General features: G+C 35.4%; 28 protein-coding genes and 1 other RNA gene. 22 read left to right on the top strand and 7 right to left on the bottom strand.

The genetic code is table 11. The features are described 5' to 3' along the window. Position 1 precedes the first annotated feature (1 nt). The 5 genes from G9C87_RS04010 to G9C87_RS03990 all read left to right on the top strand — a co-directional run bounded on the left by G9C87_RS04010 (position 2) and on the right by G9C87_RS03990 (position 4,279). Entirely contained in the window at positions 2-1,027 is a 1,026-nt protein-coding gene (locus tag G9C87_RS04010; RefSeq protein WP_172278402.1) for a tetratricopeptide repeat protein, read from the top strand. A 170-nt stretch (positions 1,028-1,197) separates the two neighbouring features. Continuing rightward, entirely contained in the window at positions 1,198-2,034 is an 837-nt protein-coding gene (locus tag G9C87_RS04005; protein ID WP_172278400.1) for a 1,4-dihydroxy-2-naphthoyl-CoA synthase, read from the top strand. A 67-nt stretch (positions 2,035-2,101) separates the two neighbouring features. Next, positions 2,102-3,031, top strand: coding sequence for a 1,4-dihydroxy-2-naphthoate octaprenyltransferase (menA, locus tag G9C87_RS04000; RefSeq protein ID WP_172278398.1), 930 nt, complete (start codon positions 2,102-2,104; stop codon positions 3,029-3,031). A gap of 14 nt (positions 3,032-3,045) precedes the next feature. Further along, a complete protein-coding gene (locus G9C87_RS03995; protein WP_172278396.1) occupies positions 3,046-3,495 on the top strand; it encodes an SRPBCC family protein in 450 nt (149 codons plus the stop codon). Between the two features lie 97 nt (positions 3,496-3,592). Beyond that, a complete protein-coding gene (locus tag G9C87_RS03990) occupies positions 3,593-4,279 on the top strand; it encodes a metal-dependent hydrolase (RefSeq protein WP_172278394.1) in 687 nt (228 codons plus the stop codon). Positions 4,280-4,294: 15 nt separating this feature from the next. On the opposite strand, the gene ffs is transcribed toward G9C87_RS03990, so the two are convergent. Then, positions 4,295-4,392, bottom strand: an RNA gene (gene ffs, locus G9C87_RS03985) — signal recognition particle sRNA small type. Between the two features lie 132 nt (positions 4,393-4,524). Between ffs and G9C87_RS03980 the strand changes: the two genes are divergently transcribed. The 12 genes from G9C87_RS03980 (at position 4,525) to G9C87_RS03925 (ending at position 15,076) form a co-directional block, all read left to right on the top strand. Then, positions 4,525-5,103 carry a DUF4199 domain-containing protein gene (locus tag G9C87_RS03980; RefSeq protein ID WP_172278392.1) on the top strand — a complete coding sequence of 193 codons (579 nt, stop codon included), beginning with the start codon at positions 4,525-4,527 and terminating at the stop codon, positions 5,101-5,103. Between the two features lie 17 nt (positions 5,104-5,120). After that, positions 5,121-6,071, top strand: a complete 951-nt coding sequence (locus G9C87_RS03975) for a glycosyltransferase family 2 protein (protein ID WP_172278390.1) — start codon at positions 5,121-5,123, stop codon at positions 6,069-6,071. Between the two features lies 1 nt (position 6,072). Beyond that, positions 6,073-6,465: a hypothetical protein gene (locus tag G9C87_RS03970; RefSeq protein WP_172278388.1), complete on the top strand. Its 393-nt coding sequence runs from the start codon at positions 6,073-6,075 to the stop codon at positions 6,463-6,465. A gap of 19 nt (positions 6,466-6,484) precedes the next feature. After that, complete coding sequence (locus G9C87_RS03965) at positions 6,485-7,213, top strand: DUF3667 domain-containing protein (protein WP_172278386.1); 729 nt, start codon at positions 6,485-6,487, stop codon at positions 7,211-7,213. Positions 7,214-7,219: 6 nt separating this feature from the next. Beyond that, positions 7,220-7,918 (top strand): GIN domain-containing protein, encoded by a 699-nt coding sequence (locus tag G9C87_RS03960; RefSeq protein ID WP_172278384.1) that lies wholly within the window; start codon positions 7,220-7,222, stop codon positions 7,916-7,918. A 188-nt stretch (positions 7,919-8,106) separates the two neighbouring features. Continuing rightward, positions 8,107-9,822 (top strand): phospho-sugar mutase, encoded by a 1,716-nt coding sequence (locus G9C87_RS03955; RefSeq protein ID WP_172278382.1) that lies wholly within the window; start codon positions 8,107-8,109, stop codon positions 9,820-9,822. Between the two features lie 135 nt (positions 9,823-9,957). Beyond that, positions 9,958-11,211, top strand: coding sequence for a pyridoxal phosphate-dependent aminotransferase (locus G9C87_RS03950; RefSeq protein ID WP_172278380.1), 1,254 nt, complete (start codon positions 9,958-9,960; stop codon positions 11,209-11,211). A gap of 96 nt (positions 11,212-11,307) precedes the next feature. After that, positions 11,308-12,273, top strand: a complete 966-nt coding sequence (locus G9C87_RS03945) for a phosphatase PAP2 family protein (protein ID WP_317168527.1) — start codon at positions 11,308-11,310, stop codon at positions 12,271-12,273. 57 nt (positions 12,274-12,330) lie between these two features. Then, positions 12,331-13,056: a 3-deoxy-manno-octulosonate cytidylyltransferase gene (gene kdsB / locus G9C87_RS03940; protein WP_172278378.1), complete on the top strand. Its 726-nt coding sequence runs from the start codon at positions 12,331-12,333 to the stop codon at positions 13,054-13,056. 138 nt (positions 13,057-13,194) lie between these two features. Continuing rightward, positions 13,195-13,857, top strand: a complete 663-nt coding sequence (locus G9C87_RS03935) for a histidine kinase (RefSeq protein ID WP_172278376.1) — start codon at positions 13,195-13,197, stop codon at positions 13,855-13,857. 48 nt (positions 13,858-13,905) lie between these two features. Beyond that, positions 13,906-14,481, top strand: coding sequence for a glutathione peroxidase (locus G9C87_RS03930; RefSeq protein ID WP_172278374.1), 576 nt, complete (start codon positions 13,906-13,908; stop codon positions 14,479-14,481). Positions 14,482-14,560: 79 nt separating this feature from the next. Next, positions 14,561-15,076 carry a VOC family protein gene (locus tag G9C87_RS03925; protein ID WP_172278372.1) on the top strand — a complete coding sequence of 172 codons (516 nt, stop codon included), beginning with the start codon at positions 14,561-14,563 and terminating at the stop codon, positions 15,074-15,076. A 112-nt stretch (positions 15,077-15,188) separates the two neighbouring features. Here G9C87_RS03925 and G9C87_RS03920 read toward each other — a convergent pair whose 3' ends face one another. After that, positions 15,189-15,845 carry an NAD(P)H-binding protein gene (locus G9C87_RS03920; protein WP_172278370.1) on the bottom strand — a complete coding sequence of 219 codons (657 nt, stop codon included), beginning with the start codon at positions 15,843-15,845 and terminating at the stop codon, positions 15,189-15,191. A 342-nt stretch (positions 15,846-16,187) separates the two neighbouring features. On the opposite strand from G9C87_RS03920, the gene G9C87_RS03915 reads away from it, so the two are divergent. Then, positions 16,188-16,541, top strand: a complete 354-nt coding sequence (locus G9C87_RS03915; protein WP_172278368.1) for an MmcQ/YjbR family DNA-binding protein — start codon at positions 16,188-16,190, stop codon at positions 16,539-16,541. Here the strand turns inward: G9C87_RS03915 and G9C87_RS03910 are convergent. Beyond that, positions 16,538-17,458: a bifunctional riboflavin kinase/FAD synthetase gene (locus tag G9C87_RS03910; protein WP_172278366.1), complete on the bottom strand. Its 921-nt coding sequence runs from the start codon at positions 17,456-17,458 to the stop codon at positions 16,538-16,540. The two genes, G9C87_RS03915 and G9C87_RS03910, sit on opposite strands and share 4 nt — an antisense overlap. A 321-nt stretch (positions 17,459-17,779) precedes the next feature. On the opposite strand from G9C87_RS03910, the gene atpD reads away from it, so the two are divergent. From atpD to G9C87_RS03895, 3 genes are all read left to right on the top strand, one after another. Next, complete coding sequence (gene atpD / locus G9C87_RS03905) at positions 17,780-19,288, top strand: F0F1 ATP synthase subunit beta (protein ID WP_172278364.1); 1,509 nt, start codon at positions 17,780-17,782, stop codon at positions 19,286-19,288. Between the two features lie 89 nt (positions 19,289-19,377). Continuing rightward, positions 19,378-19,659, top strand: coding sequence for a FoF1 ATP synthase subunit delta/epsilon (locus tag G9C87_RS03900; RefSeq protein ID WP_172278362.1), 282 nt, complete (start codon positions 19,378-19,380; stop codon positions 19,657-19,659). Between the two features lie 79 nt (positions 19,660-19,738). Next, positions 19,739-20,557 carry a hypothetical protein gene (locus G9C87_RS03895; RefSeq protein ID WP_172278360.1) on the top strand — a complete coding sequence of 273 codons (819 nt, stop codon included), beginning with the start codon at positions 19,739-19,741 and terminating at the stop codon, positions 20,555-20,557. Positions 20,558-20,682: 125 nt separating this feature from the next. Here the strand turns inward: G9C87_RS03895 and G9C87_RS03890 are convergent, their stop codons facing one another. The 4 genes from G9C87_RS03890 to G9C87_RS03875 form a co-directional block, all read right to left on the bottom strand. Next, positions 20,683-22,872: a B12-binding domain-containing radical SAM protein gene (locus G9C87_RS03890; protein ID WP_172278358.1), complete on the bottom strand. Its 2,190-nt coding sequence runs from the start codon at positions 22,870-22,872 to the stop codon at positions 20,683-20,685. Between the two features lie 74 nt (positions 22,873-22,946). Next, positions 22,947-23,408: a glucosaminidase domain-containing protein gene (locus G9C87_RS03885; protein WP_172278356.1), complete on the bottom strand. Its 462-nt coding sequence runs from the start codon at positions 23,406-23,408 to the stop codon at positions 22,947-22,949. Positions 23,409-23,544: 136 nt separating this feature from the next. Beyond that, a complete protein-coding gene (locus tag G9C87_RS03880) occupies positions 23,545-24,816 on the bottom strand; it encodes an aminotransferase class I/II-fold pyridoxal phosphate-dependent enzyme (RefSeq protein WP_172279656.1) in 1,272 nt (423 codons plus the stop codon). 80 nt (positions 24,817-24,896) lie between these two features. Beyond that, entirely contained in the window at positions 24,897-25,934 is a 1,038-nt protein-coding gene (locus tag G9C87_RS03875) for a PLP-dependent cysteine synthase family protein (protein WP_172278354.1), read from the bottom strand. Positions 25,935-26,158: 224 nt separating this feature from the next. On the opposite strand from G9C87_RS03875, the gene G9C87_RS03870 reads away from it, so the two are divergent. Next, on the top strand, positions 26,159-26,388 hold a 230-nt coding region (locus G9C87_RS03870), incomplete at its 3' end, for a protein O-mannosyl-transferase family (RefSeq protein ID WP_172278352.1).

Here is a 26,388-nt window from a genome sequence, read left to right as displayed (position 1 = left end):
TATGAAAAAGCTAATTTTAAGTATAGCGATTATTTCTTCAGCTTTTGTTTTCGGACAGAAGAAGGATGTAAATGCTCAGCTACAAGATGCTAACAAAGCAGCTATGGATGCATATAATGCGAAAAACTATGCTGTTGCGGCTCCTAAGTTTTTAGAGGTTTATAACCTGTTAAAAACGAATGGCCAAGATGATAAAGTGTATATGTATTATGCAGGACTTAACTATGCTTTGGCTAACAACGTTGATGAAGCCATTAAGATCTATACTGAATTGATCAATTCAGGATATACAGGAGTTCAGACCAACTATACGGCAAAAGATAAAAAAACAGGTCAGGTTGCTACTTATGATAAAGGAACTTGGGAGATGCTGAAAAAATCTTCAGATTATTCAGACTTCAAAACAGAGCAAACTCCAAGTGTAGAGCCTGATTTATATGAGACTTTATCTACATTGCTTTTAAATGCCAAGAAGAATGATGAGGCTGTAGCTATCATTGAAAAAGGATTAGCTAAATTTCCTAATAATGCTAAGCTGAAAGACTTCCAAAGTACAGCTTATTATCAGTCAGGAAATACAGATAAATTTGTGGCTACTTTAAAAGAGCAGTTAGCGAAAAATCCTAATGATGCTACCAACTGGTATAATTTAGGAGTTATGCAATCTAAAAATCCTGCTACTGGTGCAGATGCTGAAGCTTCTTTTAAAAAAGCAATTGAGTTGAAGCCTGATTTTGCCAATGCTTATCAAAACTTAGTGTATACAATAATCGGAGAAGATGATAAAGCAGTAAATGAAATCAACACGCTTAGAAAAACTAAGCCGGATGATGCAACGAAGCTTATCGAAGCCAGAAAAGAAAGATTTAACAAAGCTTTACCTTATGCTGAAAGCTGGTATAAGGCTCTTCCTAATGATGTAAATGCGGTTACTATGCTGAAGGAGATTTACAGCATTACTAAGAATCAGGCTAAGATGGCTGAAATGAAAGCTAAAGAAGCTGAACTTCAGGGAAAAGCTAAATAATATTCTTTAAAAGGATTGATATAGAAAACCGAAACAAAATTGTTTCGGTTTTTGTTTTTTAATCCGAAAATGAGCTTCCTCAGTTTCTATGTTTTTTTACATGATAATCCTTGTTTTTGGAACGTTAAAATTCTTTGCAATTCCGTATCTTTGAGAAAAATTTTTACAAGATGATTGAGTGGAAAACCGCTAAAGAATACGAAGATATTACTTATAAAAAATGCAATGGTGTAGCTCGAATTGCTTTCAACAGACCGGAGGTTCGTAATGCTTTCAGACCTAAGACAACTTCAGAATTATATGATGCTTTTTATGACGCTTATGAAGACTCTTCAATAGGTGTTGTTTTACTTTCAGGAGAAGGACCAAGTCCTAAAGACGGAGGATGGGCTTTCTGTAGTGGAGGAGACCAAAAAGCAAGAGGGCATCAAGGGTATGTAGGTGAAGATGGAAGACATCGCTTGAATATCTTAGAAGTTCAGCGTTTAATCCGTTTTATGCCTAAAGTAGTAATTGCCGTTGTTCCGGGTTGGGCAGTAGGTGGAGGACATTCGCTTCATGTGGTTTGTGATCTTACGCTAGCAAGTAAGGAACATGCTATTTTCAAACAAACGGATGCTGACGTTACAAGCTTCGATGGTGGTTATGGTTCTGCATATCTTGCAAAAATGGTAGGCCAGAAAAAGGCCCGTGAAATTTTCTTTTTAGGAAGAAACTATTCTGCCCAGGAAGCTTTGGAGATGGGAATGGTGAATGCCGTTATTCCACATGAAGAATTAGAAGATACAGCGTATGAATGGGCACAGGAAATTTTAGCCAAATCTCCGACTTCCATCAGAATGCTGAAATTCGCAATGAACTTAACTGACGATGGAATGGTAGGACAACAGGTTTTTGCAGGAGAAGCTACCCGTTTGGCTTATATGACTGAAGAAGCTCAGGAAGGCAGAAATGCATTCCTGGAAAAAAGAAAACCTGACTTCGGGGAAAATCAATGGATATCATAAAAATATAAATGATAGTTGATAAATGATCACGGTATCATTTATCAATTATCGCTTATCAATTATAACTATGAAAGACTGGATAAAAGCCGCAAGGCTAAGAACTTTACCGCTTTCTTTGAGCGGGATTATTATGGGTAGTTTCATTGCAAAATGGAAATTATACGGTGAAGGAGGGACCTGGGATTGGAGGATTTTTGCTTTAGCCCTGCTGGTAACCCTTTTTTATCAGATTTTATCAAACTATGCCAATGATTATGGTGACGGCGTAAAAGGGACAGATGCAAAAAGAATCAGTGAGGCCGAAAGTCGAGCAGTAGCTTCAGGAAAGATTACAGCAAAGCAAATGAAGAATGCAGTGATCTTATTTTCAGCCTTGTCCTTTATAGCAACTGTTGTTTTGCTGTACGTTGCATTCATTCCCGATTATATGAATGAGTTTTACATTTTTATAGGTCTGGGAGTTGCAAGTATTTTAGCGGCAATCGGCTATACTGTAGGTAAGAAACCTTACGGGTATATGGGATTGGGAGACGTTTTTGTATTTATCTTTTTTGGTTTGGTTTCTGTTTGCGGAAGTTATTTTCTGTTCACAAAAACATTCAGCTGGGATATCTTATTGCCGGGAACGGCAGTCGGAATGATGAGTATGGCTGTTTTAAATCTTAATAATATGAGGGATATTGAAACGGATCGATTATCTGGGAAGAACAGCTTTGCTTTAAGATTAGGTTTCAGGAATGCAATGATTTATGAGATGATCCTTTTGCAGCTTCCTCTGATTTTAATCCTTATCTTTTTAGGGATAAACGGTTTCATACAGTCGCAAAATTACTATGTATTCATTGTAATGATCCTGTTAATCCCGTTTGCTAAACTGAGAAGGAAAATAATGTCTGTAAAGGAGCCTAAAGAACTTGATCAGTATTTGAAACAAGTGGGTATCCTGACGTTTACTATGGCTGTACTGACAGCAATCGGACTTAATTTTTTTAACTAAACAAATTAATCAGTATGAGTAATTCTCCTGCATTCGTTGAAGCTCAAATGCTCATCAGAAAACCTGTTCATGAGGTGTTTGAAGCATTTATCAATCCTGAACTAACCACTCAATTTTGGTTTACGAAATCGAGCGGAAGACTTGAAGAAGGCAAAACAATTACCTGGGAATGGGAAATGTATGGAGTGAAAAATAATGTCACTGTTCATAAAATCATTCCCAATCATCTTATCAAAACAGAATGGGGTGATCCCTCATCTAATGTGGATTATGAATTCAAAGAAATGGAGAAAGGGACTTTGGTTGTGATTAAAAGCTATGGATTTACCCAGACAGGTGAAGATCTTTTAAAGACAATTAATGATAATACGGGTGGTTTTACGACAGTTTTAGACGGTTGTAAAGCATATCTGGAACATGGCATTAACCTCAGGCTGATTGAAGATAAATTTCCCCAAAAATAAATAATGTATTCTTTGTTTATTCAATATCAACAAATCTTTGAAACATTATTTAGAAATACTTGACAATTATATTTAACATAATTAAAATAAAATCAAAATGAAAATACAATTCTTAGGACAAAATTGTTTTTTGTTCACATACAAGGATAAGACTATTTTAAGTGATCCTTTTTATAATTATAAAAAAGCAGAGTCCGGATTTGATATTTCTGCTCAGAAAATCGATTATATCCTGCTGACCCACGCTCATGGTGATCATATAGCAGATGTGGCGGAAGTTTTGGAATATCATCCAGAAGCTACCGTTATCGGGGTGCCTGAAGTGTGTGGATACTTCAAGACTGCAAAAAACAAAGATGATGTGAACTTAGGAGGATCGGCAAAAATCGACGATCTTAAAATTTCCATGGTTCCGGCTCACCATACTAGTTCTTTCCCTGATGGAAGCTATGGAGGTGTTCCTGTGGGATATATTTTCAGATTACCTGAAGGTAAGAATATTTATCTGGCAGGGGATACAGGGGTAATGGCAGATATGGAATTATTTCCAAGGCTTTACGGAAACATTGATTTGTCCATTTTACCAATTGGAAGCCATTATACAATGTGCCCAAGAAAAGCGGCCTTTGCAGCATCTGAATTGCTAAAAACACCAAAAGTAATAGGATGTCATTTTGATACTTTCCCGGCTATTGAAATAAATCATGAAAGTGCCTTAAAACATTTTAGTGATAAAAATGTAGAGCTTGTTTTACCGAAATTGGGAGAGGAGTTTGAATTTTAAACTAAGGGAAATAAAAAATGGCAAGCTACCTACATCACACCGCTACGACCGATTACCTTTGCTGTGTTCCCACCCTGGAGGATTCTCAGGAGCTGGTTGTGTAGGACTTGCCGGTGCAAAGATAGGAATTAATTATAAATTTGAAAATAATATTACAGAAAAATGAACGAAAAAAAGCTTTACTGGTGCTAAATTGCTGAAATTTAGGGTAATAATTTTTCTAAAATTTTTCTAAAAATAAGAATATGACGAAAAGTCCATCCACTATAGGAATTATACTATTTATCGCTACAATGATTGTTTTTTTTGTAGCATACTACTTCTTCTCAGGAATTCATTATTTTGATACATCCCTCAAAATCAATGCTTTCGTATTGCCTGTTATTTATGCAGGAGGAGCATTCTGGTCTGTTAAATCACGTTGGAATACCCATAAAATGGGTTTCAGAGAAGCATTCAAGAGATCTTTTGTACCTATGTTTATTGGTGGAATTCTTTCCATATTTAGCATTTACCTGTTCCTGAATTTTGTTGATACAGATGCTAAAAAACTGTTAAATTACCAGTATGTTGAAAGACAAAAATCTGAATTAGATTCTGAATATCAGTCTGCAAGAAAGATTTTGAAACATCAGAAAGACATTGATGAATTAGATCAAAAATACAAAGAGAGAAGTCAAAGCTTTTCTCCACAAGCTGTAAAAGGAAAAGATATGCTTACTGCAAGTCATTTTTCAGGATATTTTGCAGCAATTCTTATATTTTACGTAGTTTTGTCCCTGTTTTTCGGAGCGTTTTTCAGAACAAAAACGATTCATCAATAAATCTTTATAAAAATTAAATGAACTTATCTATAATTATTCCGCTACTTAATGAAGAAGACTCTCTTGAAGAGCTGTTTTCAAGGATTGATCTGGTTTGTGCAACGAACAATTTATCCTATGAAATCTGGTTTGTAGATGATGGAAGTACGGATTTGTCCTGGAGCATTATCGAAAATCTCAAGGTACAGCATCCACAGATTCATGGAATTAAATTTTCCAGAAATTATGGGAAATCTCAGGCATTGCATGCAGCGTTTGAACGAGCACACGGAGATGTGATCATTACAATGGATGCTGATTTACAGGATTTTCCTGAAGAGATTCCTGATCTTTATAAAATGGTCGTTGAAGATAATTACGACATTGTTTCAGGGTGGAAAAAGAAACGGTTTGACAATGTAATGACCAAAAATGTTCCGTCTAAACTTTTCAATGCTGCTGCTAGAAAAGTTTCAGGAGTGGAGCTGCACGATTTCAATTGTGGTTTGAAGGCATATAAAAAACAGGTCGTTAAATCTATTGATGTATATGGAGATATGCATCGATACATTCCGGTTCTGGCTGCGAATGCAGGATTCAAAAGGATTACGGAAAAAGAAGTCCGTCATCAGGCCCGGCCTTACGGGACTTCCAAATTTGGTACCGAAAGGTTTATCCGGGGATTTCTGGATTTAGTAACACTTTGGTTTGTAAGCCGTTTCGGAGGAAGACCTATGCATTTTTTTGGAGCGGTGGGAACCACTATGTTTATTTTTGGATTCCTTTCGGCATTTTGGCTGGGTGTTTCGAAATTAATTGATGTCTCCAGGGGAATTTACGGCCACCTGATTACCAATAATCCATGGTTCTTTATTGCTTTAACCATGATGATTATGGGAACATTGCTTTTTATTGCCGGCTTCTTAGGAGAAATGATCATCAGGACTAATAGAGAACATAAGAACTACAATATTGATGAAGTGATATAGTATGGAAAATAATCTGCCAAAAATATATTCTAAAAAGGCCATTTTCGGTTTTTCTGTTTTGATGTCAACTCTTTTTGGGGGTATTTTATTATATCAGAATTTAATTGATATTAAGAAGAAAAGAGAGGCTTATATTGTATTGGGTCTTTCCATTTTAATAACAATAGTAACTATAGTTATAGTAAATATTCCGGAAGAACCGAAAAGCTCACTTGCTTATGTCTTTGGTGCCGCTGGAGGAGGTTTGCTCTCATATTATTTCGTTCCCAACTATTTTCCGGATGAAGAACATTATCCTAAAAAAGAGATTTGGAAGCCTTTGATCATTGCAGCTATCATAACAGTATCTTTTGTTGGCTTAATTGTTTATGCTGGATCACTTGAAAATACTTAATATAATGTGATATTTTTCCATGAATAAGAAGAGTTGTTTGAACTGCGGTTATACAATCTCCGGTGAGTTTTGTGCTCATTGCGGACAGAAGACCGACACAACAAGAATAACTCATATCTCACTTATTAAAAATGACATCTTAGGATCCATCTGGCATGTAGAAACCCGTTTTTTCAAAACAATAAAGAGTATTTTGTTTTGGCCCGGGAAAACAGCAATGGATTATATATCAGGAAAAAGAATCAGATATTACAACTTTATTTCGTTGTTGCTGATTCTTTTTAGCTTTAATGTCCTGACCTTACATTTTTACGAAAAATTTGCAACGAAAGAAGCAATTCCAGAATCTTCTGAAGTAAGGATTTTTTTTGCGAGATACTCTAAAACAATACTCTTTGTTATTATCCCAATGCTTGCAGTTAACGCTTTTTTTATTTTTAAAAAGGTAAAATTGAATCTTGGTGAGCATTTTATCCTTGGAACAGTAAGTCTTTTAGGAATTTTAGTTATATTTTTGCTAGATGATATCGTAAGTTTTATGGGTTTATGGAAGCCTTTATCAAAAATTACTGATATTGCTGATAAAATTTTATTCGTTCTTTTTATTCTCTTTCCTGCAATCACTTATTGGAATGCTTTTAAAAAATCATACTCAAAACCAGGTTTAATGGTGAGAGTATCAATTCTTTATGTGGTAATGGGAATAGAAAGTCTTGCAATAATTGCTGTTTTATATAAAATATTTTAAGTAAATATGAAAAATATATTGTACATATTTGTGCTTGTAGCCGTAATTTCTTGTGGAAAAGTTTCCCCCAAAGGAAATATTGAGAGAAAAGATGTGGATGTTTCGGAATTTGTCAACCTGGACCTTAACGGGAAATTTAGGGTATTTTATGCGAGAGGTCCTAAAAATTTTGTTGAAATAGAGACTTATCCAAATGTTGCCAATAACTTAGATGTAGATGTGAAAGACAAAACTCTTTCAATTAAAGAAAAAAGAGGAACAAAGGGAGTTGATTTTTATAATGTGACCATTTATTCAAAATATAATCTTGAAAAAGTTTCCATTTCAGATTCTGTAGAAATGAATATTTCGAGTGAAATAAAAACAGATAATTTTAAGCTTAATTTAAAGAATAACGCTACATTTATGGGTTCAGTGAACACAAGAAGAGCGGAAATAGAGATGGTGAACAGGAGTAGGGCCAATTTTTTAGGAGAAACTAAAAATGCAGTAATAAAGATTTCTGATACGGCTAGCCTGATTGCTCCGTATTGGAAAATCACCAACCTGAATATTGATTCTAAAAACGGGAATTATGCTGAAGTTAATGTAAAAGATTCTCTTAAAGGACATATTCAGAATACAGCAAAGTTTTTATATTATAATGATCCTATCCGCGCTTTCAAAATTGATAAAACAACAAAGGTTGAAAATAAGAAGCTATAGAAGCTGAAAGTTAGTAGAGGATGTAATTGTTTATAAAAAAGAATAGAAAATATATTTCCGAATAAAGTTGTAAAGAAATATATACGGAAATGCAATAAAAAGAATAATAAATATACGCTGCAAAAGTTGATATGGAGACAGCTGAAAGGCCTCCGACATCAGACTTCCAGCTTAAATAAGATACAAATATGACAACATTAGAAAAAGCGAAACTTTGGTTAAGTGAAACGTTTGATCAGGAAACGAGAGATGCTGTGCAATTATTAATTGATAGTAATTCTCCTGATCTGGAAGATTCTTTTTACAGGGAACTGGAATTTGGGACCGGAGGTATGAGAGGAATTATGGGGGTTGGAACGAATCGTTTAAATAAGTATACTTTAGGTCAAGCTACACAAGGACTTGCGAACTATATGTTAAAGCAATTTCCCAATGAGGAAATTAAAGTAGCTATCGCTTATGACGTTCGTCATAATTCCAAAGAATTTGGAAAACTGGTGGCTGATGTTTTAACGGCTAATGGAATTAAGGTATTGCTTTTTAAAGATCACAGACCTACGCCGGAATTGTCTTTTACCGTTCGTGATAAAAAATGTAACGGAGGTATTGTACTTACGGCTTCTCATAATCCACCGGAATATAATGGATATAAAGTATACTGGAATGATGGAGCTCAAATTGTTCCGCCTCATGATGAAGCAATTATCAATGAGGTGTATTCTGTGAAATTTGATGAAATTAAATTTGACGGGAACGATGATCTTATTGAATGGATCGGGGCAGAGCAGGATGATGTTTATATTGATGCCTGTATTGAGAATTCCACGTATCAGAATGTTGGAAAAGAGAACCTGAATATTGTCTTTACATCCATTCACGGAACAACTTATACAACGGTTCCGAAGGCTTTGGAAAAAGCAGGATTTAAAAAAGTGGATCTTGTAAAAGAGCAGATGATTCCTAGCGGAAACTTTACTACTGTAGCTTCCCCGAATCCTGAAGAGCCTGCTGCATTGGAAATGGCAATGGATCTTGCAAAAATCACCAATGCTGATATTGTGATCGGAACAGATCCGGATGGTGACAGATTGGGAATTGCAGTGAGAAACCTTGATGGAGAAATGCAACTGCTGAATGGTAATCAAACCAATACTATTCTTACGTATTATATTCTAAATGAATGGAGAAAACTGGATAAGATTACTGGAAAAGAGTTTATTGGTTCTACGATCGTTACGTCAGATATTTTCTTTGATATTGCCCAAAAATTTGGGGTTGCCTGTAAGGCAGGTCTTACCGGGTTTAAATGGATCGGAAAAATGATCCGTGAAGCTGAGGGAAAAGAAAAGTTTGTTTGCGGAGGAGAAGAAAGCTTTGGTTTTATGACCGGGGATTTTGTTCGTGATAAAGATTCTTGTGGAAGTATTCTTTTGGCGTGCGAAATTGCAGCATGGTGCAAAGCCAATGGCAGAACGATGTATCAATATATGATTGAGATATATCAGGAGACAGGAATGTACTATGAGGGATTGGTGAATCTTGTCAGAAAAGGTAAGGACGGAGCTGAAGAAATTCAGAACATGATGAAAAATTTCCGAGAAAACCCTCCAAAAGAAATCGCGGGGTCTTTGGTTGAAGATATTAAAGATTTTAAGGAACAAACGCATTTTATTGTTTCTAAAAATGAAAAACAGGTTATGAATGAAATTCCAAAATCCAATGTATTGATTTACTATACTCAGGATGGAACTAAAGTTTGTGTAAGACCTTCCGGAACAGAACCAAAGATCAAGTTTTATATTTCGGTAAAAGATATGATTACTTCCGAAGCTGATTTCAGAGATAAATTAAAATCTTTGGATGAGAAAATTGATCAGGTAAAAGCAGATCTTAAACTAGACTGAAAATGAAAGTTATAAATTGGTTTATACATTTATAAATGAGAGTATTAGGAAAGAGCTCTCTAATTAAAAACAAAATTTATAACTTATACTTAATAACATATAACATTAGTCAAAAACAATAAATATTTAAATAAAGTGAAAGTTTCAAAATTAGCGGCGAACCTGATTGGTTCTGAAATTGTAAAAATTGGTAATGAAGTAAATGATTTAAAGGCAAAAGGAGCGGAGATAGCCAATCTTACTATTGGTGACCTGAATTCTAATATCTATCCGATACCTGCAAAGTTAAAGGAGGAGATTCAGAAAGCTTATCAGAATAATCTGACGAATTATCCGCCTGCAAACGGACTTTTATCTTTAAGAAATGAAGTTTCAAAAGATCTTAAATCAAGATGGAATCTGGAGTATTCGGCCAATGATATTTTAATTACTGCAGGATCTAGACCTTTGATTTATGCAGTGTATAAGACGATTGTGGATGAAGGTGATAAAGTTATTTATCCTATTCCTTCTTGGAATAATAACCACTATGCTTATCTTACTTCTGCAGATGCTATTGAGGTGAAGACAACTCCTGAAAATAACTTTTTACCTACTGCTGCTGATCTTAAACCTCACTTAAGTGGTGCTGTTTTATTAGCGCTTTGTTCGCCATTGAACCCAACAGGAACGATGTTTACAAAAGACCAGCTTTCTGAAATCTGCGAACTCATCATCGAAGAAAATAAAAAAAGAGGCGCTGATGAAAAGCCTTTATATCTGATGTATGACCAAATCTACTCGAATCTTACTTTTGATGCTAAACATTATGATCCCGTTTCTCTATTCCCTGAAATGAAAGACTATACGATTTATATTGATGGGATCTCAAAATGTCTTGCTGCAACAGGAGTGCGTGTAGGATGGGGGTTCGGGCCATCTCATATTATCGATAAAATGAAAGCTTTGCTTACACACGTAGGAGCTTGGGCACCTAAGCCGGAGCAGGAGGCAACAGCTAAATATTATCAGAACTCTGAAGATGTAAATACTTTTGTTGATGAATTTAAAGGAAAACTGGAAGAAAGCCTTAAGGTTCTTCATAAAGGAATCCAGGATTTAAAAGGCAAAGGATTAGCCGTAGAAAGCATTGAGCCTATGGGAGCCCTTTACCTTACGATCAAGTTGGATTATATCGGAAAAACGAAACCGGATGGAAGCACTATAGAAAATTCATCTGATCTTGTCTTTTATCTAATCAATGAAGCGGGTGTAGCTTTAGTTCCTTTCTCTGCCTTCGGAGAAGAAAAATCTGAACCTTGGTTCCGTGCTTCTGTAGGAGGACTAGCAGTAAACGAAATTGAAGTAATGATGCCAAAATTAGAGCAGGCATTAAGCAATTTAAAATAAAATAAATACCCGCAATCAGGTGTTGTAATGAACTTTTGTTTCTGTTGAAAGTCTCATGAACGGTTAGCTGATTGCGGGTATCAAAAAAAACACAAAGTGAAAAAAATTAAATGGCTGCTATTACCCATATCAGTAATGGTATGGTCGCAGAAAAAAGACAGCACCATCGAAAAATCATTAAAATCACAGAGCTATATTCTCAAAGACGGTTCTGTGCGAACCTATCATAAGCCTAAGCTTTTCGAATTTATTACTAGGGCTCCGAAAGATTTTATAGATACTAATAAGGACTTTGTTGCAAAGGATCATGCTTATTACTTAGGAGGTGCAATAGCAAGTACTTTGGTGCTTATTTCATTCGATCAGAAATTGATTGATAATTCAAGAGAGCTGGGGGAAAAATGGGGGATGAGTGCCGATAATAATTACAGTAAAATCGGAGGAGTTATAAAAATACCGAAGGATATCGGCTCAGGTTTATATCTCATTGGTAATGGCTCTACAGTTGTATTGTTAGGGATAGGTTTTGCGACGTATGGTTGGATTAAAGATGACTACAGGGCTCAGGCAACCGCCAGTGGTTTAATGGAAAGTTTATTGCTTTCCGGTGTTTTTTCACAAACAATAAAGAGGATTACAGGTAGGGAAAGTCCTTTTATAGCAATAGAAAAAGGTAATCCCGGAGGACACTGGACTCCTTTTCCAAGCTTTGCAGCTTTTGCTAAAAACACATCAAGTTATGACGCAATGCCATCGGGACATTTAACAACATTTATGTCGGCTATCACGGTGATTGCAGATAATTACCCTGACGCAGTATGGATTAAACCAGTAGGATATACATTGGCAGGAGCGATGGCTTTTCAGATGATGCAAAGCCAGGTTCACTGGGCATCGGATTATCCTTTAGCCTTGCTCATGGGATATTTTATAGGGAAAACCATTTCGAAAAACAGATATACAGTTTCAGGAGCAAGTACAGGAAAAGTAAAATATAAATTGAATTTTATTGCTTCTACGAATCTAGGCTATAATATGGTGGGAGTAAACGTTTCTTTTTAAGAAGAAGTCCATATTTTGCTTATATTTAAAAAAAATTAAAATAATAAGAATCGTTCAATGAAGATCATAGCAGTTATTCCCGCCCGTTACGAAGCAAGCCGGTTTCCCGGAAAATTAATGCAGATTTTAGGTGGTAAAACAGTAATTACGACCACCTATCAGAATGTTCTGGAAACGGGTTTATTTGATGAAGTTTTTGTAGCGTGTGATTCTGAGATTATTTATAATGAGATTATTAATAATGGAGGAAAGGCCGTAATGACCGGGCAGCATGAAACAGGAAGTGACCGTATTGCGGAGGCAGTTCAGCATATAGATTGTGATATTGTAATCAATGTGCAGGGTGATGAGCCTTTTTTAAAGAAAGAACCTCTAAAACAGCTGATTGAAGTTTTTAAAGAAGATCATAATCAGGAAATTTCATTAGCTTCCCTGAAGATAAAGCTGACTGAAAAGGAGGAAATTGAAAATCCAAATAATGTGAAAGTTATTACCGATAATAATGGTTTTGCATTATACTTTAGCCGCTCAGTTATTCCTTACCACAGGGAGATCTCGTATGCTGTAGATTATTTCAAGCACATTGGAGTATATGCATTCAGAAAGCATGCACTGCTGCAGTTTTCTAAACTGGAAATGAAACCTTTAGAAATTTCGGAAAAAATAGAATGTATCCGTTACCTGGAATATGGGATGAAAATTAAATTAATAGAGACCAACTTTATTGGAGTTGGAATTGATACACCTGAGGATTTGGAAAAAGCAAGAAAATTGATCAACTAAATTGCCAACAGGCAAAAAGGAAGAAGGCTGAATTGCTAAATAGCAAATTTGTAAAATTGTTAAATGAGTACGATTTTACATTTTCACAAATTTGCTTTCTTACAAATTCGCCTTATATTTGAATTATAAATTGAATTAATGAAGAAATTACTTTTAGTATTCGTACTGATTTATTCACAAATTACTTTTGCACAGACCGCTAAGGAAATTATCGATAAAAATATTGAATTATCAGGCGGACTGACGAATTGGAAGCTGTTAAATTCAGTATTACTTCAAGGGAAAGTAATTTTGGGGATCAAAGATGAATATCCGATAAAAATTTATCAGCAACGCCCGAATCTCACTAAAACAGTTCTTACCATTAATAATAAAGAAACTGCGATTGAAGGCTATGACGGAAATAAAGGATATGCAATGAACTATGCCACAAATAAAGTTCAGGAATATCCGAATTATATTCCCGAAAGTTTTGATAATGATTTCATTGACTGGGAGAATAAAGGTTTTGAAGCTAAGTATCTGGGAAAAGAGAAAGTGGGAGATATTTATTGCCATAAAGTAGAATTAACAAAAAATGTCAATAAAAATTTCTATTATTTTGATACCAATACCTATATGCTTCTTAAGGAAATAAAAAAAGATGAAACATTAACGTATTCGGAGTATAGAAAAGTGGGAAATCTATTAATGCCTTTCAGAATTGAATCTTCAAGCCCTAAAAAAGATGGGGATTTTGTAATGCAGATCAATAAAATAGACATCAACAAAGTTTTTCCTGCCAATATCTTTAAATTTTAATAGTCTATATAAATAACGCAGTGAAAACTGCCACTAATCATATTACTCATGAAAAAGATCTTCTTATTGCTACTTTCTTTTGTAGCGTTCTTACAGAGTTGTACCAACCAAAAAAGTGAAATTTCTAAAGCTAAAACCAATGAACTTATGGGAAAAACAATATATGATTTCAAAGTAGAAAGCCTTGATGGCAAAGAGATCAATTTTGCAGACTTTAAAGGAAAAAAGATCCTGATTGTAAATACGGCTTCGGAATGTGGATTTACCCCACAATATGCGGATCTGGAAAAAGTTTATGAAGAATATAAAGATAAATTGGTAGTAGTGGGTTTTCCTGCCAACAACTTTGGAGGTCAGGAACCGGGAACCAATACCGAGATCGGTGCGTTTTGCCAGAAAAATTATGGGGTAACTTTTCCATTGGCTGCTAAAGTTTCTGTAAAAGGGGATGATACAGCACCTATTTTTAAATATCTGACAGAAAAAGAACTAAACGGAGTTAAGAATACTACGATCCTTTGGAACTTCACTAAATTCCTGATCGACGAAAACGGTAAATTAGTAGATAGCTTTGTAAGCACTACGAAGCCAACTGATCAGGCGATTACAAAATATTTTAAGTAAACAAAAAAAAGTATATTTTTACAAAGTGGGTGTTTTCACCCACTTTTTTTATATGGTTAAATAAATAAAAACCTAACTCATGAAAAAGATCATTTTTGCGCTTTGCATTCTAATTTCTTTTATATCAGGATTTGCCTTTAAATCTGCTACTGATGGCAGTGAGGACCGTCTTAAAAGAGTAACAGGGATTGGTGGAATTTTTTTTAAATGTAAAGATCCTAAGAAAATGAGAGAATGGTATAGCGATCACCTGGGGCTTCAAACCAATGAATATGGGGCGGTATTTGAATGGTACCAGGGGACTGATAACTCTAAAAAAGGATTTAGCCAGTGGAGTCCTTTCAGTGAAAAAACAAAATATTTTCAACCTTCAGAAAAAGACTTCATGATCAATTATAGGGTAGAACATCTTGAAAAGCTGGTTGAAGAGTTAAAAAAAGAAAATGTAACCATTGTGGATAAGATCGAAAGTTATGAATATGGAAAGTTTGTACACATCATGGATATAGAAGGAAACAAAATCGAGCTCTGGGAGCCTAATGATGTTGAATATGAAAAATTAGGGAAAAGTATGAATAGTAAAACGACGAAGTAAAAGCCTGAGCTTCGGCTCAGACCAGAAAATATAAGTTTATCACCTCAAATTATTATCTTTCTCTAACCTCTAACCTCTAACCTCTAACCTCTAACTTCTAATCTCTAACCTTTCATTCATTCGTTTTCTCAGCAAAACAAAATATATTTCCCAGTTTTATACTGGAATACCCATAGCTTTTGATTTTAGAAGAATTGATCATGGCTTTGGCTAAAATATGAGTTGGCAATGGCTTCTGGCTTTCCAGAAGTCCGATTTTGTTGGCAAATTTTATAATTCGGCTTCCGAGAACTTCTCCCGTTCTGTCGGAGTCTTTTCTTTCCAGCATGCCAGGTTTAAAGATGGTTATTTTATTAAAATGCAGTTGCTTAACAGCTTCTTCAAGCTCGCCTTTCATTTTGGAGTAGAAAATTTTAGATTTAGGATTTGCCCCGTAAGCAGAAACAAGAATGTAGTCATCCACATTGTTTTCCTTCGCAGCTTTTGCAAATTCATACTGATAGTCGAAATCTACTTTTCTCTGGGCTTCTTTACTCCCAGCTGTTTTCAAAGTGGTTCCCAGGCAGGAAAAAGCAACATCACCTTTTACTGCTTCTTTCCATTCTTCCGGTGCATCAAAGTTTACGATGTGAACGTTTAATTTATCACTCCTGATATCAAGAGGTTTTCTGACAAATACATCAACTTCATCGAATTCCTTATCGTTAAGTAATTGATTGACTAAATCTTTACCGGTAGCACCTGTAGCGCCAATTACCAAAGCTTTCATAATAAATGTGATTAGTGATGATGTTGTGAACTTTTCTTTCCTACCTAAATTTACTAAATTTGAAATTAATAATAAAGATTAAAAGATTAAAAGATTAAAAGATTAAAAGATTAAAAGATTAAAAGATTAAAAGATTAAAAGATTAAAAGATTAAAAGATTAAAAGATTAAAAGATTAAAAGATTAAAAGATTAAAAGATTAAAAGATTAAAAGATTAAAAGATTAAAAGAACTTGATAAACACTAATTTTGCACTATCAACTATCAACTATCAACTATCAACTATTAAACTCTCATTTTCATCTTTTAACTAATAACCCATTAAAACAATCAGCTATTAAAAATGGATGCCAACGAAATATTGGATTACTGTCTTGCAAAAAAAGGAGTCACCGAAACTTTTCCTTTTGACAATGAAACGCTTGTGATGAAAGTAGGAACGAAAATGTTTTTATTAATGGGACTGGAAAGACAGCCTTTAGCAATCAACGTAAAGACCGATCCTGAATGGAGTGCCGAACTTCGGGAGCAATATCCGCAGATCACCGGTGCTTATCACATGAATAAGACCCATTGGAATTCAGTTTCTTTGGATGGGTTAAAAAGAGATCTTATTTTTAAAATGATTGATCACTCCTATGATCTTGTTTTCTCTTCATTAACGAAAAAAGCCAGAGAAGAAATTCTCGCTGATTAGAAAGCAAAATTTTCAGTAAGTCTTTTATCTTCATCCAATCTTTCGATCAATTTTTCAAGACCTTCGAATTTGATTTCTTCATGAAGAAAATCCCTGAATTTTACAGTGATCTCCTGATCGTAGATGTCCTCGTTGAAATTTAGGATATACACTTCAACCGTTAGTGCATCGCCGTTTACAGTTGGATTGGTTCCTATACTGAGCATTCCTTTAAATGGCTGCCCTTTAATATAAACTTCAACAATATATGCTCCTTTTTTAGGCAATAACTTAATGGATTCGGTACTGATATTAGCGGTAGGATAGCCAATAGTTCTTCCTATTTTCTTGCCATGAACTACTTTTCCTGAAACAGAGTAGGAGTAGCCAAGCATTTCATTAGCTTCTACAATATTTCCCGCTAAGAGAGCATTTCTGATTTTTGTAGAACTGATATTATTTTCGTGGATATTGATGGCTTCCATTTGTTCCACTTCAAAATCCAATTCTTTAGACAGTTTTTGGAGAAGTTCAAAATTTCCGCTTTTATTTTTTCCAAAAGAATGGTCATATCCTATAATAAGGTATTTTACATTCAGCTTATCTATAAGGATCTGGCGAACAAACTCTTCTCCTGTAAGATTTCTGAATTCTTCATCAAATTCTTTTAAAAACAAATTATTGATCCCATATTTATCGATCAACAATTTTTTTTCATCCAGGGTATTTAAAAGTTTTAAATCTTCATTGGGATTAAAAACAAATCTCGGATGTGGCCAAAAAGTAAGGATCGCAGTTTCCAAGTGGTTTTCTGCCCCTATTTTTTTTAGTTCATCGATAATGCATTTATGTCCCAAATGTACCCCGTCGAACATTCCTAAAGACAGTGCTAAAGGCTTTTGCGCGGAATAGTCATTAAAATTCTTGAAAACTTTCAAAACGGAAAAAATTTGACTGCAAATATAAAACCTTTAAAATTATCTATTATTATATAGTAAGAGTTATTTTCAATGAACAATTTCGATAATTTGCTGTCTGTGAATTGTTGTCAATTTTAATTTTTGTGAATGAATAACAGTATAAATTATCAATTGTTAAATTTTAATCAGCCTGTTTGAGATTTTTAACAGTGAATTTTGTACCTGAATTTTGATTTCCGATTCTGTTCATCTGATCAGAAAAGCATGATAAAAATCTTTTTTTTACCAATTGTGGGTTTATGAAGAATCATTATATTTGCACCAAGAAAAAATTTAGCAATGGCAAACCAAATTAAAGGAAAAATTTCTCAAATTATTGGTCCGGTAATCGACGTAGTTTTTAATAATGTGGAAGCAGTTCCAAGTATTTATGACGCGTTAGAAATTACTAAAGGAAACGGTGAAAAAGTAGTCTTAGAAGTAGAACAACATATTGGTGAAGATACGGTAAGATGTATCGCAATGGATGCTACAGATGGTCTTACAAGAGGTCAGGAAGTAATCGGATATGGAAATCCTATTACAATGCCGATTGGTGAGGCTGTAAACGGAAGACTATTCAACGTTGTTGGTGATGCTATCGACGGGCTTCAGAATATCTCTAAAGAAAATGGATTACCTATCCACAGAGAAGCTCCGAAATTTGATCAGTTGTCAACTTCTGCAGAAGTTTTATTTACAGGTATTAAAGTAATCGACTTAGTTGAGCCTTATGCAAAAGGAGGTAAAATTGGATTGTTCGGTGGTGCCGGTGTTGGTAAAACAGTATTGATCCAGGAGTTGATTAATAATATTGCAAAAGGACACGGAGGTCTTTCAGTTTTTGCCGGAGTAGGTGAAAGAACGAGAGAAGGAAATGACCTTTTGAGAGAGATGTTGGAATCAGGAATTATCAAATATGGTGACGATTTCATGCACTCTATGGAAAATGGTGGTTGGGATCTTTCTAAAGTAGATTTAGAAGCGATGAAAGATTCAAAAGCTGCATTCGTTTTCGGACAGATGAACGAGCCACCAGGTGCAAGAGCGAGAGTAGCCCTTTCTGGTCTTACATTAGCTGAGTACTATAGAGATGGAGGAGAAAGCGGACAAGGTAGAGACGTTCTATTCTTCGTAGATAATATCTTCCGTTTTACGCAAGCTGGTTCAGAGGTATCTGCACTTCTTGGACGTATGCCATCTGCGGTAGGTTACCAGCCGACGCTTGCTTCTGAGATGGGAGCTATGCAGGAAAGAATTACATCTACTAAAAACGGATCCATTACTTCAGTACAGGCAGTATATGTACCTGCGGATGACTTAACTGACCCGGCTCCTGCAACTACATTTGCTCACTTGGATGCAACTACAGTACTAGATAGAAAAATTGCTTCTTTAGGTATCTATCCTGCGGTAGATCCATTGGCTTCTACTTCAAGAATCCTTGCACCGGAAGTTATCGGAGAAGAACATTATAACTGTGCTCAGAGAGTAAAAGAAATTCTTCAGAGATACAAAGCTCTTCAGGATATCATTGCGATCCTTGGTATGGAAGAACTTTCTGAAGAAGATAAATCTGTTGTTTACCGTGCAAGAAAAGTTCAGAGATTCTTGTCTCAGCCTTTCCACGTTGCTGAACAGTTTACAGGTATCCCTGGTTCATTGGTAGATATTAAAGACACCATCAAAGGATTCAACATGATTATGGATGGAGAACTTGATCATTTACCAGAAGCCGCTTTCAACTTGAAGGGGACTATCGAAGAAGCTATTGCAGCAGGACAAAAAATGTTAGCTGATAACGCTTAATAAGTTAGACATGAGATATCAGATACTAGACATGAGACTTTAAAGGTTGTCTGAAATCTGAGATCTGAAATCTTTTAATCTAAATTAAAATGAATATAAAAATTTTAACACCAGAATACGTAGTTTTTGAAGGCGAGGTAAACTCTGTTTTACTTCCGGGAAAAAATGGTGAATTTCACATCATGAAAAACCACGCAGGAATCGTTTCTTCATTAATTAATGGTAAAGTAAAGCTGTTTGTGAATTCTGTCGATGAAGCTTATGCCAAGAACCTTACCAGAGAGAATGAAAAAGATTCTGTTTTTTCTTATTCTATCAAAAGCGGTGTTGTAGAATTTAATCATAATAAAGGAATTATCCTTTGTGAGTAATTAAATGAAAAGCTAAATATATTTTCAAGAAAGTGTAACTTTGGTTACACTTTTTTTTATGTAATGTAAATCTGATTTTATGAGGAGTATGATCATGTTGTTTATGATGATGGGAATTGTATTAAACGCCCAGAATTTTAAAACCAAAAGGGGTATTATAAGTCTTGATGGAGTACATGTTGCTAAAATTTCAAATAAATCAAGTGAGTACACTTTTATGGATTTGAAGGAGACGCCTATTTATACAATAGAATTTGTTGATAAAAGCGTCGTGGATTCTGTAAGAGACAGTTACATAAAATTGAACAGGGTATACAACAGGGATAAGACCATTGAGTTGGATTACAGCTCTCCTTCAGCCTTTTCCGGTGAAGAAAGATCTGCAGTATATACTTGTATAAAAGACCTCAAGATCATTGATAACAAAGGCATTAATGTTAAGAATTTAGATGATCTTTTTCAAAATACACCCAAAAGAAAGCTTGATACTAAAACCAAGGATGCTTATTCCATACGGAGTAAAATTGACAAGATGAAAATTGAAGTCAACAATGTAGGGGAAATTCTCAGCAATGGTGTCCCGGTCGGATATTTTACGAATTTGCCGGTAAGCTTCGGATCTGATGATAAGATTGCTGAGAAAACATTTGTAGATATTGAAATCTATGATGCCAAGAGCAAATATATTGGCAAATACATTACCACTACCAAGCAGATCAAAACAGCCGGTGGAAAAAGTTTTACATTGTACAGGGAAATGTCCGGAAGGGCTTCAATTTTAAAATTTCCGACCTATAAAGCTATTGCAGAACGGATGGCAATTTTAGATCCGAATTTTATTAAAATTCAGGAAAAGGTTGTTGTAGGGCAGGTCGTAAAAGATGGGGTAGAGAAATAAAAGTTTAGTGTTTAATAATTTAATTGTCTATGGAATGCCAGGTTTGATTCATTTATAAAAATCAATCAGAATTTGGATATAAATTCGGATGAGCTAAAGGTCCCGGTAAACTTTTCAATTAGAAACTACAAACTTAAAATGACACCATTATCTTTAAGTTGCTGTATAGGTTTTGAAAACCAGAACAGTTCAAAATCCTCGAAGTTCTCTTCAAACTGAATTTTAAGCTGTTGCAGGGTTGTCTTTTTTGCATTTTCAATGGCGTTTTCCGCAAGCACTTTCATGAGCCATTCTGCTTTTGGCTGCTCCAGATCTATTTTTACGATATTTGTTTTTAAATGGAATGTCAGTTGCGTATATGCCCACGAATTTTGTTTCTTTGTTTTTATGTAATTCTCGGCAACAACATTTCTGTCCATAAAAATAACCTTTGAGTTTCCTTTAAAAACAAAATGATCTTCTTCTAAAAGGCAATCGTGGATATAATCGGGGTGAATGGTTGTTTTGGGAATTTTAAAATCAAACCAATCCTGTAATGGGATATCAAAATTGATTCCGTGCATATAATTGAAAAGCGATTTTTTTAATCCGAAACTGAATTTACTATGGTCAATTCCTGTTTTATCTGTAAAATCAATATCGTTATTGGCAAATAAAATTTCCTGTTTAATAGGAGTAACGCCAAATTCTTCAGGATGTAAACCCACCGGAGAATGAGCCGTCATGGCAAACTGATGCCAGAATCCACTTTGCAGAATTCCCATTTCAAAGAGCTGCCGTACCATTTCCAGTGAATCAATTGTTTCCTGTACAGTTTGGGTAGGGTAGCCGTACATAAGGTAGGCATGGATCATTATACCGGCTTCAGTGAAATTTCTTGTAACCTGAGCCACCTGATCAACGGAAATCCCTTTATCAATCAATTTTAAAAGACGGTCACTGGCTACTTCCAATCCTCCTGAAACAGCAACACAACCTGAAAGCTTCAGTAAAAAACAAAGATCTCGGGTAAAACTCTTTTCAAAACGGATATTGGTCCACCAGGTCACGACGAGATTCCTGCGCAAAATTTCCAGCGCAACTTCTCTCATTAAAGCGGGTGGGGCAGCTTCATCCACAAAATGAAAACCGGTTTCTCCAGTTTCTTTAATCAGCTCTTCCATCCTGTCGACGAGGATTTTTGCAGAAACAGGCTCGTAGATTCTTATGTAATCCAGCGAAATATCACAAAAAGTACATTTTCCCCAATAGCATCCATGAGCCATTGTAAGCTTGTTCCATCTTCCGTCGCTCCACAGACTGTGCATTGGGTTGGCAATTTCAATGACTGAAATATATTGATCGAGTAAAAGATCTGTATATTCAGGTGTTCCGACCTGTGCCTGTTTATAGTCGTGTCGTTTAGAGTTATTCTTATAAGTTACCGTATGGTTCTCAATGAGGAAAGTTCTTTTAAATTCGGCTTCTTCAGTTGGGTTATTTAGATGGTTATAAAGAAGCTCAATTGGGAGTTCGCCATCATCTAAAGTAATAAAATCGAAGAATTCGAAAACCCTGGGGTCTTTTATTTCCCTTAATTCCGTGTTTGGAAAGCCACCACCCATCGCTGTTTTAATGTTTGGGAAATTTTTCTTGATGTATTGGGCACATCGAAAAGCGGAGTACAAATTCCCCGGAAAGGGGATAGAGAAACAGACAAGCTTGGGTTGTACGGTCTGTAGCTTTTCCGCTAAAATTTCTAATGTAATATCATCGATAAATGTTTGCCGGTCTGATAATTTGGAATATAGCTCGTCAAAAGAATTGGCACTTTTCCCCAGGCGTTCTGCATACCGGCTGAAACCAAAATCGGAATCTATATTTTCAACAATATAATCAGATAGATCCTCCAAATACAATGTGGCCAAGTGTTTTGCTTTATCCTGAAGCCCCATGTTTCCGAAAGCAAATTCCATATCATCCAGCTGATTGAACCGGGAAGCTTCCGGTAAAAAATTCATGCTACAGATCTGGCGGGCCAAAGTGGCATTTTTACCTTGCAGGAAATGAATGACCTGATCAATGGTTTTTATATATTCATCCCTTAGAGCGAAAATCCTTTGGGTATTTTCTGACAACTTTTCAAGATCAATTTTCCTGGAAAAAATGTTCTGAAGACCCTCTTTTGAAAAAAGTTCCAAAATAACTTCAATCCCCAAATCGATCTGATAGCTGGTAATATTTTTGGTATTTAAAAAACCTTTAATATAAGCCGTGGCAGGATAAGGAGTATTAAGCTGGGTAAAAGGCGGAGTAATCAGAAGAAGATCTTTCAATAGGAATTTTTTTGCAAAATTATCACATCTATATCATACAAAAAAATTAATGGCCTGTAAAAGATGAATTGAACTTATTTTTGTAAGCCGAATTTAGCAATGGTAGAATTTATTTTCTTTATCCATTCATTAGGTTTGGTAGAATAACCTGTGGAAGCAATAGCTTTAACCCAATCGTTACTGTTGTTATTATCTTTTAACCGGGTATAAATTTTCTTTTTGGAAAGTATACGGCAAAAAGCTTCATAGCTTTCGCGAACGGTACTAAAGCTTTTAAATTTAGAATTATTAACATCGTTCCTTCCCAAAATACCAAAGTGATTATTAAGGGTTTTGCTAGCCTTGCTGGTTCCGGCTCCGGACTCCACAATAGCTATGGCGAGTATGATCGAGCTTGGAATCCCGTATTGTTTTGAGAGATCTGCTGCAATATCTTTATGGTTATCTATATAAGAATGCTGGGCATTAGCTGTTGTAAAGAAAAGCGTAAAAAACAGGCCGATAATTGCTGTTTTAATATTTCTGGAATTTCTCATATACATCTATTTTGATATCAATCTATTAGATAAAATAATGACTTTTAAAAAATTAAAAGACAGATACTTACCACCCATTCAGAAGTGGATTATAGATAAAAAGGCCATTGTATTTCAAATGGCCTTTTGTATTGTTTTAAATTTCTTTAAACTGAACGTTGTTCTCCTTCAGATAATTATCAGCTTGCTCCTTATAATGACCACCCACCAGTTTATCGTGAATAGCTTCAAAGGCAGCTAATGTTTCATTGATCTCAGCATCTGTATGAGACGCTGTTGGAATCAATCTTAGTAATATCATTCCTTTAGGAATTACCGGGTAAACAACTACAGATGTGAAAATTCCGTAAATTTCTCTTAAATCTTTAACCAAAAGAGTTGCTTCTACCGGTGTTCCCTGCATCATTACTGGCGTTACGCAAGTATTACTGTCTCCAATGTTGAAACCTCTTTCTTTAAGACCGTTTTGCAGTTTATAGGTGTTTTCCCAAAGTTTAGCTTTAATTTCAGGTCTTGTTCTTAAAAGCTCTAATCTTTTAAGCCCTCCGATAACCATTGGCATCGTTAGGGATTTTGCAAAGATTTGTGATCTTAAGTTGAATTTTAAGTATCTGATGATTTCTTTATCTCCGGCAATGAAAGCTCCGAAACCTGCCATTGACTTAGCGAAAGTAGAGAAATATACATCGATTTTATCCTGACATCCTTGTTCTTCACCAGCTCCGGCTCCTGTTTTTCCAAGAGTTCCGAATCCATGAGCGTCATCTACAAGAAGTCTGAAGTTATATTTTGATTTCAGGTCACAGATTTCCTTAAGCTTCCCCTGCTGACCTCTCATTCCGAAAACCCCTTCTGTAATTACCAGAATACCACCACCGGTTTCTTCAGCTACTTTTGTTGCTCTCTGAAGATTTTTTTCAAGACTTTCGATATCATTGTGTCTATAGGTAAATCTTTTTCCGGAGTGAAGTCTTACCCCGTCTACGATACATGCATGTGAATCTACATCATATACGATTACATCATTTCTGCTAACCAAAGCGTCAATGGTAGAAACCATTCCCTGGTAACCGAAATTTAATAAATAAGCAGATTCTTTCTGAACAAAATCAGCAAGCTCCCTTTCCAGTTGTAAATGCTGTTCTGTTTCCCCTGACATTGCTCTTGCTCCCATTGGATAAAACATCCCGTATTCAGCAGCGGCTTTTGCATCGGCTTCCAAAACTTCAGGATGATTACATAATCCTAAATAATCGTTAGCACTCCAGAAAATGACTTCTCTTCCCTGAAACTGCATTCTAGGTCCGATTGGCCCTTCAAGTCTCGGGAAAATAAAATAGCCTTCTCCATAATCTGCAAATTGTCCAAGAGGTCCTGGATTTTCTTTTATTCTTTCAAAAATATCCAACATTTTATAAGTGATTTTATTTAATTAAAAAAAGCCTTTTGTGATCTACAAAAAAGGCTTGATTTGTATGGTAATTATTTCTATTTGATGAATTCTGTCTTGAAAACTTCATCGTAGTTGTGAACACAATTGTTTACAAAACCTTGTTCCGCCATCCATTTGTCGCTGTATACCTTGGTAATGTATCTTGATCCGTGATCAGGATAAATTAATACAACCAGGTCATCTTTTGAAAATTCGCTAGATTGGGCATATTGTATAAGCGCCTGGGTAACTGCTCCGGTCGTATAACCTCCCATGATAGCCTCTTTTAGAGCTATTTCACGGGTTCTGTAGGCAGACATTTCATCATTCACTCTTACAAACTGGTCTACTTTATCAAAAAGTAAGGCGGCAGGAATAAGATTTTTTCCCATTCCTTCAATCTGATAGGGGTGAACATCTTCTTTATGGATTTCTCCGGTTTCATGATAACTTTTCAGAATAGATCCGTCTGCATCTACTCCTATTATTTTGATATTCGGATTCTTTTCCTTTAAAAATTTTGCTGACCCGGATAAAGTTCCCCCGGTTCCTGTACATGCAAAAAGATGTGTGATTTTTCCTTCTGTCTGCTCCCAGATTTCCGGTCCGGTAGTCTGGTAATGGGCATCAATATTCAACTCATTAAAGTATTGATTGATATAAACAGAATTAGGTGTTTCAGAAGCCACTCTTTTGGCAACCTCATAATAGGATCGGGGATCATTCGCAGGTACGTTAGCAGGGCAAACATACACTACCGCTCCAAGAGCTTTAAGATAGGCAATCTTTTCAGGTTTTGTTTTGTCACTTACAGCAAGAATGCATTTATACCCTTTGATAATGCAAACCATTGCAAGAGAGAATCCTGTATTCCCTGAGGTGGTCTCTACAATTACAGAATCTTCTTTTAATAAACCTTTTTTCTCAGCGTTTTCTATAATGTGAAGTGCGATTCTATCTTTAGTGGAATGTCCAGGATTATATGATTCTAACTTGGCATAAACAGTTGCAGGAATATCTTTCGTTACAGTATTTAGCTTCACCATAGGAGTGTTTCCTATTAGGCCAAGGATATTATCGTAAACATTACTCATTATTTGCTATTTTTCAATAAAAATCTGAGGGCAAAAATACAAAAAAATAAATAATTTCTAAACTTTTGTTTGATTTCTAAGCTGTCATTACTTAAATCGATATTTTTCCTTCCTCAATGGTTACAGACTTATTAACGCAAATACCACACCAGTATTTTAAAAATTTGTTAAAATCGATATAAAATCATATAAAAGCCCTATTTTCGCGTAATTGATTTTATACTATGAAAAACTGGACTTTTAGGCAATGGAACACCGTTTTAGGATGGGTGATTTTCGTCATTGCATTTTTCACGTACTTATCAACGATAGAACCCAAGCTGAGTTTCTGGGATTGTGGTGAGTACATATCTTCTGCAGTAAAATTAGAAGTAACGCACGCTCCCGGGGCTGCTTTATTCCAGATTGTGGGCGCTGTAGCGGCCATTTTTGCATTAGGAAAAGGCGAAAATTA

The sequence above is a fragment of the Chryseobacterium sp. LAM-KRS1 genome (assembly GCF_013184525.1).
Lineage (GTDB): Bacteria > Bacteroidota > Bacteroidia > Flavobacteriales > Weeksellaceae > Chryseobacterium > Chryseobacterium proteolyticum.
Note: the sequence above shows the minus strand (reverse complement) of the source record. Positions and strands in the feature narration are given on the sequence as shown.

Coding starts and splice junctions, on each gene's coding strand:
- G9C87_RS04010 (WP_172278402.1), top strand. CDS start 2: ATGAAAAAGCTAATTTTAAGTATAGCGATTATTTCTTCAGCTTTTGTT.
- G9C87_RS04005 (WP_172278400.1), top strand. CDS start 1,198: ATGATTGAGTGGAAAACCGCTAAAGAATACGAAGATATTACTTATAAA.
- menA (WP_172278398.1), top strand. CDS start 2,102: ATGAAAGACTGGATAAAAGCCGCAAGGCTAAGAACTTTACCGCTTTCT.
- G9C87_RS03995 (WP_172278396.1), top strand. CDS start 3,046: ATGAGTAATTCTCCTGCATTCGTTGAAGCTCAAATGCTCATCAGAAAA.
- G9C87_RS03990 (WP_172278394.1), top strand. CDS start 3,593: ATGAAAATACAATTCTTAGGACAAAATTGTTTTTTGTTCACATACAAG.
- G9C87_RS03980 (WP_172278392.1), top strand. CDS start 4,525: ATGACGAAAAGTCCATCCACTATAGGAATTATACTATTTATCGCTACA.
- G9C87_RS03975 (WP_172278390.1), top strand. CDS start 5,121: ATGAACTTATCTATAATTATTCCGCTACTTAATGAAGAAGACTCTCTT.
- G9C87_RS03970 (WP_172278388.1), top strand. CDS start 6,073: ATGGAAAATAATCTGCCAAAAATATATTCTAAAAAGGCCATTTTCGGT.
- G9C87_RS03965 (WP_172278386.1), top strand. CDS start 6,485: ATGAATAAGAAGAGTTGTTTGAACTGCGGTTATACAATCTCCGGTGAG.
- G9C87_RS03960 (WP_172278384.1), top strand. CDS start 7,220: ATGAAAAATATATTGTACATATTTGTGCTTGTAGCCGTAATTTCTTGT.
- G9C87_RS03955 (WP_172278382.1), top strand. CDS start 8,107: ATGACAACATTAGAAAAAGCGAAACTTTGGTTAAGTGAAACGTTTGAT.
- kdsB (WP_172278378.1), top strand. CDS start 12,331: ATGAAGATCATAGCAGTTATTCCCGCCCGTTACGAAGCAAGCCGGTTT.
- G9C87_RS03935 (WP_172278376.1), top strand. CDS start 13,195: ATGAAGAAATTACTTTTAGTATTCGTACTGATTTATTCACAAATTACT.
- G9C87_RS03930 (WP_172278374.1), top strand. CDS start 13,906: ATGAAAAAGATCTTCTTATTGCTACTTTCTTTTGTAGCGTTCTTACAG.
- G9C87_RS03925 (WP_172278372.1), top strand. CDS start 14,561: ATGAAAAAGATCATTTTTGCGCTTTGCATTCTAATTTCTTTTATATCA.
- G9C87_RS03920 (WP_172278370.1), bottom strand. CDS start 15,845: ATGAAAGCTTTGGTAATTGGCGCTACAGGTGCTACCGGTAAAGATTTA.
- G9C87_RS03915 (WP_172278368.1), top strand. CDS start 16,188: ATGGATGCCAACGAAATATTGGATTACTGTCTTGCAAAAAAAGGAGTC.
- atpD (WP_172278364.1), top strand. CDS start 17,780: ATGGCAAACCAAATTAAAGGAAAAATTTCTCAAATTATTGGTCCGGTA.
- G9C87_RS03900 (WP_172278362.1), top strand. CDS start 19,378: ATGAATATAAAAATTTTAACACCAGAATACGTAGTTTTTGAAGGCGAG.
- G9C87_RS03895 (WP_172278360.1), top strand. CDS start 19,739: ATGAGGAGTATGATCATGTTGTTTATGATGATGGGAATTGTATTAAAC.
- G9C87_RS03885 (WP_172278356.1), bottom strand. CDS start 23,408: ATGAGAAATTCCAGAAATATTAAAACAGCAATTATCGGCCTGTTTTTT.
- G9C87_RS03875 (WP_172278354.1), bottom strand. CDS start 25,934: ATGAGTAATGTTTACGATAATATCCTTGGCCTAATAGGAAACACTCCT.